Origin of the sequence: Nonomuraea sp. NPDC050733 (assembly GCF_040654215.1) — a bacterium.
Lineage (GTDB): Bacteria > Actinomycetota > Actinomycetes > Streptosporangiales > Streptosporangiaceae > Nonomuraea.
Genome location: NZ_JBFAHO010000058.1, coordinates 26879 through 39743 on the forward strand (window position 1 = coordinate 26879; position 12865 = coordinate 39743).

Annotated in this window: 14 protein-coding genes; 7 read left to right on the forward strand and 7 right to left on the reverse strand. The window is 67.6% G+C overall.

Annotation, left to right across the window (positions count from 1 at the left end):
- Positions 1–298 precede the first annotated feature (298 nt).
- The gene (locus AB0H64_RS42090; RefSeq protein WP_357636786.1) at positions 299–1003 is read right to left on the reverse strand and encodes a metal-dependent hydrolase; all 705 of its coding nucleotides are present in this window, start codon (positions 1001–1003) and stop codon (positions 299–301) included.
- 93 nt (positions 1004–1096) lie between these two features.
- Between AB0H64_RS42090 and AB0H64_RS42095 the strand changes: the two genes are divergently transcribed.
- From AB0H64_RS42095 to AB0H64_RS42125, 7 genes are all read left to right on the forward strand, one after another.
- The gene (locus tag AB0H64_RS42095; protein WP_357636788.1) at positions 1097–1411 is read left to right on the forward strand and encodes a hypothetical protein; all 315 of its coding nucleotides are present in this window, start codon (positions 1097–1099) and stop codon (positions 1409–1411) included.
- 23 nt (positions 1412–1434) lie between these two features.
- Complete coding sequence (locus AB0H64_RS42100) at positions 1435–1623, forward strand: hypothetical protein (RefSeq protein ID WP_357636791.1); 189 nt, start codon at positions 1435–1437, stop codon at positions 1621–1623.
- Positions 1624–1646: 23 nt separating this feature from the next.
- Positions 1647–2834, forward strand: a complete 1188-nt coding sequence (locus AB0H64_RS42105) for a hypothetical protein (RefSeq protein WP_357636793.1) — start codon at positions 1647–1649, stop codon at positions 2832–2834.
- A complete protein-coding gene (locus tag AB0H64_RS42110; RefSeq protein WP_357636796.1) occupies positions 2803–4692 on the forward strand; it encodes an FtsK/SpoIIIE domain-containing protein in 1890 nt (629 codons plus the stop codon). The genes AB0H64_RS42105 and AB0H64_RS42110 overlap by 32 nt, the downstream gene beginning before the upstream one ends.
- A gap of 544 nt (positions 4693–5236) precedes the next feature.
- The gene (locus tag AB0H64_RS42115; RefSeq protein WP_357636799.1) at positions 5237–5497 is read left to right on the forward strand and encodes a hypothetical protein; all 261 of its coding nucleotides are present in this window, start codon (positions 5237–5239) and stop codon (positions 5495–5497) included.
- Positions 5498–5628: 131 nt separating this feature from the next.
- Complete coding sequence (locus AB0H64_RS42120; RefSeq protein ID WP_357636802.1) at positions 5629–5934, forward strand: hypothetical protein; 306 nt, start codon at positions 5629–5631, stop codon at positions 5932–5934.
- Positions 5927–6304 (forward strand): hypothetical protein, encoded by a 378-nt coding sequence (locus AB0H64_RS42125; RefSeq protein WP_357636804.1) that lies wholly within the window; start codon positions 5927–5929, stop codon positions 6302–6304. The genes AB0H64_RS42120 and AB0H64_RS42125 overlap by 8 nt, the downstream gene beginning before the upstream one ends.
- A gap of 69 nt (positions 6305–6373) precedes the next feature.
- On the opposite strand, the gene AB0H64_RS42130 is transcribed toward AB0H64_RS42125, so the two are convergent.
- The 6 genes from AB0H64_RS42130 to AB0H64_RS42155 all read right to left on the reverse strand — a co-directional run.
- Positions 6374–6718, reverse strand: coding sequence for a hypothetical protein (locus AB0H64_RS42130; protein WP_357636805.1), 345 nt, complete (start codon positions 6716–6718; stop codon positions 6374–6376).
- A 69-nt stretch (positions 6719–6787) separates the two neighbouring features.
- Positions 6788–7780, reverse strand: coding sequence for a peptidoglycan recognition family protein (locus AB0H64_RS42135; protein ID WP_357636808.1), 993 nt, complete (start codon positions 7778–7780; stop codon positions 6788–6790).
- Entirely contained in the window at positions 7777–8142 is a 366-nt protein-coding gene (locus AB0H64_RS42140) for a hypothetical protein (RefSeq protein WP_357636811.1), read from the reverse strand. The genes AB0H64_RS42135 and AB0H64_RS42140 overlap by 4 nt, the downstream gene beginning before the upstream one ends.
- The gene (locus AB0H64_RS42145; protein WP_357636814.1) at positions 8143–8775 is read right to left on the reverse strand and encodes a hypothetical protein; all 633 of its coding nucleotides are present in this window, start codon (positions 8773–8775) and stop codon (positions 8143–8145) included.
- Between the two features lie 10 nt (positions 8776–8785).
- On the reverse strand, positions 8786–10087 hold the full coding sequence (locus AB0H64_RS42150) for a hypothetical protein (RefSeq protein WP_357636816.1): 1302 nt from the start codon (positions 10085–10087) through the stop codon (positions 8786–8788).
- A partial coding sequence (locus AB0H64_RS42155; protein WP_357636817.1) for a phage tail tape measure protein occupies positions 10084–12865 on the reverse strand: 2782 nt, incomplete at its 5' end. The genes AB0H64_RS42150 and AB0H64_RS42155, both read right to left, overlap by 4 nt.

The window sequence follows — 12865 nt, forward strand, 5'->3', positions numbered from 1 at the left end:
CACTCGAGGCCACGGAAAGAAGAAAGTCCAGGTCAAGACCCGGAACCGGAAATAGGAGGATCTGATCATGAGTGCAATTCGTCGCGCATGGGCCACGTACACGGACCTGATCAACCGCCCGGCTACCCTTCCCGGCCGGCCGTGCCAGTGCGTGGACCCGGCCAATGGCTATGCCTGTGACCAGGAGTGCAGCACCGAAAGCTGATGTGACCCAGACCAAAAAGCACAGGTAAACCGCCCAGAAATGGACAAAAGCCCCGGCCTCAATTCGGCCGGGGCTTTTCATATGAGGAGGAAGTCATCTCCCGAGGAAGGACATCACAGGCTCCCAGAACAGGAGGGCGGGAATGGCCAGGACAAAAGCCGGGCGGAGGACCCAGCGCTCCGTCCATCCGCCGGCCTTGAACCGGGCCAGGCGCACGTTCTTCCTCGAGATGGGCCACCAAAACGGGATCCCTTGGCGCGTGATGGCGTCCCCCAGCGCATGGACCAGGGTCCCGACCAGAACGGCCGGGCCCAGCATGGCCAGGTCCAGTCCGGGCCACATGGCCAGCGCGATGGCGACCACGGCGGCCAGGATCTCATCCAGCCATCCCCGCTTGAACGCCCGGAGCGGGACCAGGTGGACCACACTGGCCAGGATCACGGCCAGCAGGACCGCTGTGGCCACCGTGCCGACCACCCCGGGCCGGGCCTGGACCGCCATCTGGACCGCGATGGCCAGAGTGGCACAGCCCGCTAAGGAGTGGGTGGCCCGGCGATGGCCGCCGGAGACCGCCTGGACCACGCGGCACAGAACCCAGGTCAGTGGTCCAAGGGACCGGGACGCCGTGGAGTCCCGGTGGTCCAGGTCCGGGATAAGGGCGGCTCCGGCGGTCACTGCGAGCCCGGCCACAAGGACCGGAGTGGTTTGGGGGTGGATCAACTGAAGGGCACTCCAGGCGACCGCCCCGGTCATGGCGTGGGATATCCCCATCATGACGATTGCTCCAATCTGGTCCATTGCAGGTCAGACGGCCCCCCTCATGGTTGACTCCACCTTGGCACGGTGTCAAGATGGAAGTCTCCATGAACCGAATTTGACGGAGTGGCACAGATGGCCAAGGAGATGGAGCCCCGTGGATGGGCTGAACTGGAACACGCCGGGGACCAGGGAATGGACCAGGCGGCCCTCATTGCGGCCATACTGGCCCAGAACGCTGGACCGGCGGCCCCTGTCGTTGGACCGGAGTGGGCCAGCCAGGTCCGACCGCCGGCCATTCCTGGGACCATCCAGGACAAGTACGCCAAGATGGTCACGCCCATCCGGGCGGCCCTGATGTTCGGGCTGTGGGTGACCTGGAACTGGAAGTACGGCGCATTCGTGGCCGTGGTCCTGGCGCTCATCGCTCTACTGATCAAGACCCGCTGAACTCCCCAGGAGGAGAAAGACCGATGAAGATCACCCCCACCTACCAGGACCCGCCCATCTTCCCGGGCCCCACGCGCCCCGCGGCCTGGACCAGGTGGTTCACGGTGCCCGTGTACCTGGTCATCTACGTCATGAGTCGCAGGATCACGCACGCCGCGTTCTACCTCGCGTGGGCGCTGATCATGATCGCCATCCTCACCAACCACCGCTGACGAACTCCCCAGGAGGAGATGACATGTTCAGGATGAACCCCAAGGCCCAGGAGAAGGGTCCCGAGCTTCCCCCGCGGCTCACCGCGGCCCAGGCTGAAGCCGCCATCCGGGCCAAGGAGGTGGAGCTGGCCACGCGGGAGCTGGAGGAGGAGGCCCGGTTCCGCCGGGAACAGGCGGAGGCGGAGCGCCGGGAGTGGCGAGAGGCCCAGGCCAAGAAGGACCAGGAGACCAAGGCGGTCCAGACCCGGGTCAAGTGGTCCGTGCGCCTGGGCCAGGTCATCGCCATGTTCCCCATCACCACGACCACGACCATGGCCATGATCGGCCAGTTTGGCTGGGGCCTGAACCACCTGGACCAGATCGGTTCGAGCCGGACCGATCTGGTCCGGATTCTGGTCGTGATCCTGTTCTCCGCCAGCCTGGAGTCCCTGTCCCTGTTCCAGGGCTACCACGCGGACCGCGCCCTCCAGCGCCGGGATTCCGCGTTCGGGCTCTACGCCGGCGCGTTCGCTACCTCCGGCATCGTGGGGGCCCTGAACTACAGCCACTACGCCAGCGCGACGGAGAAGACCAGTTTCTTGGGCCTGATGGACATCCCCAGCCCGACCCCCACGGCGGTGGTGTTCGCGCTGTTCTCCTTCATCTCCCCGGCGCTGTGGCGGATCCACTCGAGGGCCAAGAACCGAGACACCCTGAAGAAGGCCGGCGAGATCGACACGCGCGCTCCGCGCCTGGCTATGGCCAAGAAGCTCTGGCACCCCATTCGCTGGATTGTGACCATGTACCTGGCCACCTGGAGCACGGACGTGCGGACCCCCGCGGAGGCCATGGCGCTGTACGACGACTGGAAGGCCGCACGGCTCGAGGCCAAGAAGGCCAAGCGCGCCGCGAAGCGTGCGGCCAAGGAGGTCGCCAAGGCCCCGACCGCGAAGGGCAAGACGGAGGGCCCAGAGCCGGTCCCCGACGACCTCCAGGAGGGCCCCGCCCCGACCATCGCCCAGCGTTTCCCGGAGGCGTGGGAGGCGTACGTCAAGAGCGCGGAGGGCGGCAACAAGCTGACCCAGCGCGCTCTCGCCAAGGACTACTTGAAGGGCAACCGCCACCACGCTCGAGCGATCATCACGGCCTGGGAGGAGACCCAGGGCGACGTCAACGCACACCGGGAGGAGGAAGACAGGGATGACGACGACGTTCGTGCGCCGGCCGCCTAAGAAGAAGGCCACGGCCCGGGGGAAGGCTCAGCCCCAGTCCGACATGGCCCAGATCAAGGCGTTTGCCTGGCGTCACCGCGACGACGCGGCCCCGCTGGCCGTGGCCGTGATCCTCCTCCTGGTCACGCTCCTGGTCCAGGACATCGCCGGCGCTCCGCTGTGGCTGGCCGGCGGTGGCCTGGCGGGGGGAGGCGTGCTGTACGCCAAGCCCTGGGCGGCCAAGGAGCGTGGCTGGGCGCTCCTGGACTGGGCCCGGTTCCGGCGGGCCACCATGCGCTGGGAGGAGAAGGAGCGCGCGTACGCCGGCGGCCTGGCAGCCCTGGCCGGGTTCTGGGCAGCCTGGTTCTCCCTGGGCGGGACCCGGCCCCTCCTGGCGTATCCGTTCATGGTCGTCCTGGCGGCCTGGCCGTGGTGGAAGCACCGCACCCCGCATGCCTCCGTGCCTGTGACGATTGCAACTGAATTGCGGGGGAATGGACGCCGGCGCGCGGAGACCCGGACCCGGAGCATCATCGACGGCTGGGCCGTGAAGGCCCGCCAGGGCAAGATCCAGGGCGCTGAACTTCTGGGCATCGTCTGGGACCTCTACTCCATGGCCCTGGTGGTCGAACTCCGCCACGGCCAGAGCCGGCGCACGCTGGCTTACCAGGGGTACGCCTCCGCGCTGGAGTCCGCGTTTGACGCGCCGGAGAACTCCCTTCGCGTGGAGGACCCGGGCGAGATCAAGGGCCGGGACCGGTCCGCGCGCCTGGTCCGGCTCCGCTTCCTTCTGGAGGACCCGAACGCCACGGAGCTGGGTCCTCCGCGGGACGCTCCGGACTCGGAGGTCATCCTGGGCCGGTTCGAGACGGGGGAGCCCGTGGTCCTGGTGGAGAACGTCCACACCGGGATATTCGGAGCCTCCGGGGCCGGCAAGTCCGGGGTCGTGAACACGATCATCCGGAAACTCCGCTGGCGGAGGAACGTGGCTCTGATCGGGTTCGACCTGAAGCCCGGAGCGCCCGAATTTTCCAAGTGGGGCCGGGTCTGGTACTTCCTGGCGGACAACCCGGTCCGCGCCCGGTTCGCCTTCCAGGCGCTCATCACGGCCATGGAGGAGCGTGGCGCGCTGATGGCGGAACGTGGCTGGCGCAAGTGGAGGGCCACGCCGGCGGAGCCGGACATCGCGGTTTTCGTGGACGAAGCTCAAGAGCTGAACGATTACAAGCTGATGGCCGACCTCGAGCGCCTGGCCGGCCTCATGCGCGCGTACGGCGGCCGGATCTACGTGGCGACCCAGCACCCCAAGGACACCAATCTCCCGACCACGGTCTACAACGCCCTTCGCCAGATCATCGGCCTGAAGGTCTCCGACAAGGCCGACCGGGTCGTGTTCGGGGAGAACGCCAACCGGGATGGCTGGATGCCCTCCCGGCTCCCCGACGACGGGGGCCGGTTCCTGATCAAGTCCCGGACCTACCGCCAGCCGCTCCCGGCTCGGGGCTACTGGATGGAGGATGACGACGTGGACCGGGAGAACGCGGCCGGCCCGGAGGCGGTCCAGCTTGACGCCCGGACCGCGACGGGGTTCCTGTCCGCTGGCCTGGTCACGCCCATGGCCGGGGACCTGGTGGGCACCGGGGCCACCACGGCGCTCCTGGAGCCCGGGGACATCGTGGAGGCAGAACTGGTAGAGGAGACCCCGGACAAAAAGGCCCGGGTCCTGGAGGCGGTCCGAGAGGGCATCGGAACCCCTCGAGCCATTGCATCCGCGACAAACATCGCGGAGCGCACCGTGAAGGCGTACCTGGCGGAGCTGGCCCGGGAAGGTCGGATATTCCAAGACGGCCAACGGAAACCTTGGCGTAGCCTGGACTAGCCGGTCCGGAGGGGACGGCACGGAGTTGGATCTGAAGGCCCTGGCGCTCGAGGGGAGCCCAGGGCCTTTATCTTTTGGTCAACGGAACGTAGCCACGGCGGGCCTGAAGGCCCAGTGAAATGTCCGTTTCTATGCGTCCCGATCTTGGGACGCATACGAAAGCCCAGGTCAGAGCGTTGGGAGCCTTCCTTTACCGAGCGTTACTGATCACGATACAAGATCAGAAACGACTCCAGCCCTCTGACCTGGACAAACATAAATGATCAATGTATGCGTCCATGCGTCCCGCATGCGTCCCCGTGCGTCCCGGACGCGGTCCTTCTATGCGTCCATGCGTCCCCCCCTTATAGAGGGGACGCACAGGACGCTTAGGACTCATGATCAATTTCAAGAGTATGCGTCCTTGATCTTGAAACCCTCCGCCGTGGCGGCCTCGAGCCCCGGCCCAACCGCCGGGGCTTTCTCATGCCTTGACACCATGACAAGGCGGATGGACACTCGAGGAAGAAGGCCCCGCCGGGGCCCAAGCCCCCAAGGAGGGCACATGCGAGCGATGCTCCTGAACGCGATGAATTCCTTGATCAAATTCGCCCGGACCCGCTGGATCTACCTGGCCACGTTCGCCGTGGCCATGACGCTCCTGACCACGGCGGCCTACACGGAGTCCTTGGTCCTGGCGCTGGCCGGGGCCGTCGCCGCGTTCGTTGCGGGGGAGGAGAAGGCCGCTCACTACCTCTGCAACGAGTGTGCGCTGGAGATGGTGGTCGCGGACCCGGAGATTCCGGAGCGCTACACGGTTGCCTGACCCGCGCGACCTCGAGCCCCGGCCCCGGCCGGGGCTTTCTCATGTGCTCACCTTGACCCGGTGCCAAGCCCAGGTGGATACTCCGGTCAGGTGGCCCCGCCGGGGCTCGAGCCCCCAAGGAGGGCCTGGAGATGGGCGAACTCACTCCTGCGGACCTGACCGCGGAACAGATTCGGGAGCACCTGGCCGCGGGGGAGGAGGTCTGGCTGTGGGAGGGTGGCCGGCCCAAGCACAAGGTGTTCAGCGTGGAGGGCCTGACCGCGGACCACGTGACCCTGGGAGAGGATTTCAAGATCTTTTTTAAGGGAGCCATCACCGGGCGGATGCTGGGGAAGCACATGAACCGGGACGCGACCATCAAGGCCGTGACCCGTACGCTTCCGACGCCCAAGGAGCCCAGTGTCCAGACCGCAGATGCGGAGGATTCGCGTGGTTAAGCTCAACATCCCGACCGGCCCGGTCACAGAGGTTCCCCGCGACGCCATCAGGGACGATGCCGGGGAGTTCGCCCGGAAGGATGACCGGGAACTGGCCCTGTACCTTGCCCTGGAAGGTCTCGATCTGGGACCCGGAGACCGGGAAACGCTCGGGTGGCTGGCCGACTGGGAGATGGAGACCGTAGCCGTGATCTGTTCGTGGATCGTACGCGCGAGAGCCCAGGGCGCGGAGCAGGAGGTCCATGTGGAGCGCATGGCCCGGGAGAAGGTCCGCCGGGACATCGTGGCGGATACTCAGAAGACCCTGGATGACGCGCGGAGGGAGTTGGACCTGGCGGTCCAGGAGGCCGCGGAGCGCGCCCAGGATTGACACAGAGCCAAGAAAAGCCCCGGCGGAGGGGAGGGAACCCGCCGGGGCTTTTCGCTCTCCAGGGCCCGTTCAGGCCCGCGTGACCGCGGTCTGTTCCGGTGCCACGTTGGGCCGGAGGGTCAGGCCCAGGATGATGGACAGGGCCGCGATGATGGAGCCCATCTGGGCCTCCGTCACCGGGAGCCCGAACGCGATGGCCGCGGTGAGGATGGTCTGGACGGCACCGGTCAGGGCGCTGACCACGAACGGCCGGGTCACCACGGCGACGATCAGCGCCATGACGCCGTTGCCGATGGTCAGGACCCAGGCCGCGGACTCATCCGTGAGGCCGAACACGCCGAACGCGACCAGCACGGCAAGGACCGCCTGGAGCGCGTAGAGGATGGCGGCCGGCTCACGACCAAAGATCTTCATGCGGGGATCTCCTTCCCCTCGAGGGATGGGGTTGACCGCCGGCCCTGTCTGGTCAGGGGCCGCCGGGGTCTATCGCTGGGCCAGATACTTCAGCCGCGCGCCGGAGATCTTGTAACCGGTGCCACTGGCGTGGACCTTGACCTGGACACGGAGCTTGCGGCCCTCCTGGACGTGGCCGACGTCGGAGAACCCGACCCGGCCGGACTCCGGGAGGAGCTGGGTCGTCTCCCAGCCCTCCTCCTTGAGGCGGTCCACGGGCGGGGTCGCGGTGGAGTCGTACTGGAACTCCGCGCATCGGAGGGACACCGGGGTTCCCACGGGCACGCCGGACAGCTCCACCACGGCGGACAGGCCGTACTGGGAGGGCTCGCCCAACAGGATGGACTCCCCGGTCCCGCTGTGGTCGCCGTAGGGGTCCGCGTACTCCGTGTCCATGGGCACGCTGACCCAGGTGTTCCCGGGGAGGTCCCGGGCGCTCGAGCTGGAGAGCCCGAAAGATCCGTAATCCATGTCCTTCTCCTTGGGTTCGTCGTGGGGTGCGGGGTCGGGGGTGGATCCGCTGGGGAGCTTGGCCCCGCCGGTAATCCATGCGTAGACGGATGGGCCAGGGCAATCCGTGCTGTAGCCGTCCCGGTGACCCTTGATCTCCGCGCCGGCATTGCCGTTGGCCCGGAGGAAGTCCCGCGCGCCATGGAAGGCCCGTCGCATGTTGTCCGTCATCTGGGTTACGCCGGTGTTGCCGACCAGGACCAAGATGGCGTAGTGCCCGGAGTTGAGGCCGGGGCCGTTGGCGGCCGGGAGGACGTGGGCACCCCTCCCGATCATGGCCACGTCGTGGTTACAAACGATCATCGAATATCCGATGTCGTTCCAGCCGTTGCTGTCCATGTGGCCGTTCTGGATGCCGCGGACCGCGGCCCGGCATTTCTCGTGGTCGGTCAGCGTGGCGGGGTTCACGTAACCCCCTGTGTAGTGCCCTTTCACGCCTCGAGTGCTGCCCAGGTAGCTGGAGCCGCGGCCCGGCCGCGCGCCCCAGGTGGCTCTGGATTCGATCCTTGTCATGTGCCCTCCATCGGGGGATGCGTGGGGCCGGGGTGGTCCCGAAAGTGCTCATCAAGGCGGGCCTCGAGGGCCCGGATGCGCCAGTCCCGCGGGGCCGTGGCCTGGATGTGCGCGGCCAGGTTCTTGTTCAGGTCCTCCACGGCCTCCCGGACGCCAGCCACGTCGTCCTTCATGGATGAGCCGGAGTTCGGGGTGACTTCGTGGCGGATCTCCTGGACCGGGTCCCCTACCTGTTCCGTGATCCAGCGCTTCAGTGGGCGGAGGACCACGTATCGGAGGAGGGCCCCCACAGCGATCAGCGCCGTGGCGATGGCTCCCAGGTAGAGGACCACGTCCCCCACGGATTTGATGTCGATCGTCATTCACGGCCCCAGGTAATAGACCGCGCCGTGAGGCATGCCCTCCGTGGCCAGGACGTTCAGAGATGCGCCGGAGTCCTGGAACACGCCGATGGTGATCGTGTCCCCGCTCGCGCACGTCTGGATCGTGGACACGCTGACGCGCGTGGGGTTGCCGGAGCCGGCCGCCGCGGCGGACTGACGGACCCGAGTGTTCCCGCTCACGTTGACCAAGACCGTCCGGGTCCCCGTGCCGTTGGCCGTGAACGCGATGGCCGCGGAGATCAGGTACTTGCCGCCGCGGTTGGCCGGGATGGTGGCCAGCGTGGTCCCGGACCCCGTGGTCATGTTCCCCACGTCGTAGTTCTCTGTGCTCCAGGAGACCAGGATCCCGGTTGTCCCCGTGCCCACGGCCTGGTCCGTGGCCCGGGTCACGCCGCAGCATGGCCGGGACGTGCTGTTGATCAGGGCCTCCGCCCAGGCGGTCCCGTCCCAGATCATCATCCGGTCCGTGTCCGTCTCATAGATGACGCGGCCCTCCGCCGGGGAGCTGGGCCGGGTCCCGGACGTGCAGACCACCACCACCTGGTTCATCAGGTAGGTCATTACGTCCGCCGCGGTGAGGATTTCCCCGGCCGTGAACGTCTTATAGGGCATCCGTCCTCCTTTAGAACGCCAGCGCGTTCTGATCAAGGCGGCCCCCGGGGTCCGCGTTCAAGACCAGGAATGCGAACTTGGTCGCGGGCTGGAAGGTCCAGCGTGTGACCCAGTTGTCCGGCGTGATCTCGTGTTCGATGCCGCGAATGATCACGTCCCGGACAATCGGGTCACCCCCACCAGGAGGCCGGCGGATGACCGTAATACGGTCACCTATCTCCCGTCCAAGGACCTGGGGCCAAAGTCGCTCGGGATCTACGCGCGGCCAGACCTCCATGGAGGTGAAGCGCAGTTCCGGCGCGCGGCTTACGGTCAGGAGGTAGGTGGCCCAGTCCGACACCGCGGAGTCGGTCTCCAGGAGGAGGTCAGACGCAGACACGGGGGAGTGAACCAGGTACTTCTCCTGGGAGGCCAAGTCCTCCACCATGACCTCCGTACCGCCCTCCCGCTGGGCGATCACGCGGTTGATCAGCGTGGCCGTGTCGTAGGAGAGCCCCAGGCCCCCGTCCTTGTACGGCAGCTCCGACCCTCCGCCGTCGCCGAACGTCGCCTGTGAGGTCGTGGAGCGCGGGTCCGTCATCACCGCGGTCCGCTCCTGGAAGACCAGGACCCCGTCCCCGCGGATGTAGAGCGCGCCCAGCTCCGCGTCCGCCACGGCCTGGAGTTCTGTCAACGCCGGCCCCTCGAGGGTCGTGGCCTGGAGGGTCACGTCTCCGGGGTCTATGGCCCGCTTGTCCGCCGGCCAGCCCACGGAGTCCAGGATGCGGTGGATCCGCGCGCCGGAGGTCTCCCCGGATCCCACCGCGGCTACGGCCTGCCGCTTGTCCTCCTCCAGGACCCGGAAGGCGTCCGTGAACGCCGCCGTGGCCTCCGACCAGTTCGGCCCGGCCCAGTCGATGTCCCAGGAGTCCGTGTACGTCGTGGCCAGGGGGTAATCCACGCCGTCCCAGATGGCGGAGACGATGATGGGCCGCATGGGCTCCACCTGGGTCACGCCCCCGGAGACGTAGGGCCCGGCCAAGTTCGTGGGGTCGTACTTGCGGCCGGAGTTGTCCAGGACGATTGCCCCGGTCGTGGCTTCATATCTGATCAGCGGGGAGTCCGCCCGGGACGCGCCGCGGCGGATGCTGATCTTCCGGATGTCGTCCGTCACGCTGACGTGGAACGCGGTCCCGCCCAGCGTGCCCGTACCCAGGAGGCCCTTGGTCGGGTCGTTCAGGAACATCGCGCCGTCCGCCGTGGAGTTCGGGTTCACGGTGAAGCCCACGGCCACGGAGACGATGTCTGGCGGGTAGAGGTCGGGGGCGGTCACGGGAGGATCGCCTTCACGCCGGCCTTACCGTCTCGCCGAACGGCGGCTTGGATGGCCTTCAGCACGGTCCGGCCCATCTGGACCTCATCCGCGCCCAGGGGGACGTGGACGTGAAGCTCCCTGATCACGGTGCCGCCGGCCAGAGCCGGGTCCACCAGGGGCTCCCGGCGGCCCAACCCGTTGTAGACCCCGTTCATGCCCGGCTCCAGGACCGCGGTCCCGTCGTCCGCGCGCATGAAGGACGCCGGCGGCCGGCCCCACTTGGCCGCGCGCTTGGGGACCTCCCGGACCCGGGCTCCGGTGTACGGAGCTTCGATGATCCGGTTGGGGTTGTCCGACTGCATGAACACGTGGCCCATGTGCGGGAACCCGAGGTCCCCGGGCCGGGGGCTGGAGACCTTGGTCAACCAGGGGTATTGCTCATAGGTGGTCCGCGGCATGACCTTGTGCGTGGCCTGGTACCAGGCGTAGCGCATGAGCGATGAGCAGTCGAATCCGACGATGTTGGATCCCTGTTCGATGCCGCGGGACGGCCCGTTCAGGCCGCCTCCGCCCCAGGAGTACGGGACCCCGATCTGGGAGCGCGCGGCCTTGACCGCGCCCTGGCCGCCCCCGCCCTCGAGCTGATCCTTGCGGGCCATGAGCCAGGACCGGATGTTGGCCAGCGCCTTCTTGGGGACACCCCCGATGAGGCCCCCAAGACCGGCGGTGCCCAGCGTGCGGTCAATCAGGCCATTGATCGGGCCAATGACCCCGTCCAGGGCCTTGGCAAGCCCGCCCTCGAACCAGGTCTTGGCCTTGGTCGCCCAGCCCTTGACCCAGCCGATGATGCCGCCCTCTGCGAACCCGGGGACGATCCCGCCCGGGTCGCCGGCCAGGCCCATCTCCCGGATCACGTCCTTGTTCTTGCCGTGTCGGTTGACGTAGTCGATCAGGCCGGCGTTCCGCCGCGTGGACGCCGCGTTGACCACGAACTCCCCGCGGGAGACCCGGGCCAGGACATCGTCCGCCTTGGACGTGGTCCCCTGGCGGACCGGGCCGCCCGTGGCGAACCGCGGCGCGGCCGGGAGCGGGTCCGCGCCGACGAACTTGGCGACCTTGTCCCAGACACCCTTGATGCCCTTGGTGTAGACCGTCTCCACCACGAACCGGATGGGCTTCATCGCCAGGTCCCGGACCTTGTCCCAGACCTTCCCGATGAAGTTCTTGGCGCTCTCGAACGCCTTCCCTACCAGCTCCACGCCCTTCTTGACGTTCTCGAACACGGGCTTGATGCCGGAGTTCCAGACCACGGAGATGGCGGCCTTGATGCCGTTCCAGGCCGGGACGATGATGGTCTTCCACAGCCAGGTCACCACGGGGGCCACGACGCGGCGGAGGAACATTTCAAAGGCCGCGAATATGATCTTGATGATTCCCCAGGCGACCTCTACGGCGAAGCTGATTCCCTTCCACGCCGGCTTGATGATGTTGTTCCAGAGCCACATCACGGCCGGGCCCAGGGTCCCCGTGATGAAGCGGTGGAGGGCCAGGAACGCGGGCTTGATGATGTTCTCCCAGGCGAACGCCACGGCGGCCTGGATGCCGCGCCACGCCGCTTGGACGATGTTCCGGAAGGTCTCCGACTTGTTGTAGGCCAGGACCACGGCGGCCACCAGGGCCATGATCACGGTTATCACGATGCCGATCGGGTTGGCCCTCATCGCGGCGTTGACCAGCCACACGCCGGCGGCCCACACCTTGGATGCCGCCGCGGAGGCCGCGGCCAACCCGTTGTAGATCGTGACCGCCAGGGAGGCCGCCTTGACCGCCAGGGCCAGTCCCGTGATGGCCGCCGCGGTGGCGATGAGCGCCGTGGGGCTGACCCCCATCCCCTGAAGGAGGCTGATGAAGCGCTGGATGGCGGGAATGACCGTGTTCCCCAGGGTCTCCGTGAAGGCCCCGATCAACTGGCGCTTGAACGCCTCGAGCTTCGCCCCGGCGGTCTGTTGCAGGGCGTTCCCCGCCCGGTCCACCGACCCCTTGAACCCGTCCAGCTTCTTGGCCGCGCCGGAGGGATCCAGCGCGAACAGGGCTTGACCCAGGTCCTCCGCCTGGGTCCCGAACAGGGCCACGGCGGCCTGGCTCCGCTTCACCGGGTCTTCTATGGCGCGGAGCTTGGTCAGGGTCAGGTCCAGGGCCGTGTTCGCACTGGAGCCGCCCTTGCCGATGGCCGCGGCCATCTTCCCGGCGTCGAGCCCGATCATCTGGAAGCCCTGGCTGGTCAGCTTGGAACCGTCCACGGCCCGGATGCTGAACTCCTTGATGGCGTCCGCGACCTTGTCGGAGTCCCGCGCGCCGGCCTGGAGGCCCTGGACCAGGAGGCCCGTGGCGGTCTGTGCGTCCAGGCCCATGTTCCGGAACAGGGTCGGGTACTCCGTGAGGGTGTCCAGGAGGTCCTGTTGCTTGTTCGCGCCAAGCTGGGTCCCGCGCAAGATCACGTCAAACGCGGCCTTGGCGTTCGGGGCCAGCCCGGTCTTCATGAGTGTGGACACGGAGGCCGTGACCTTGGACACGTCCTCCCCCATGATCTTGGCCACGTTCAGCGCGCGGCCGGCCGTGTCCTTCAGCGCGGAGGCGCTGGCCCCCTTCATCCCGTCCATGTTCTGGACCACGGACTGGAGAGCGCCGTTCACGTCTTCCATGGATTCCCCGAATCCGGACGCGAACAGGTCGCCGGCGACCTTCCCGATCCGGTCCGCCTCCTTGGCCGTGAGGCCAAGCTGGGCCGTCAGGAGT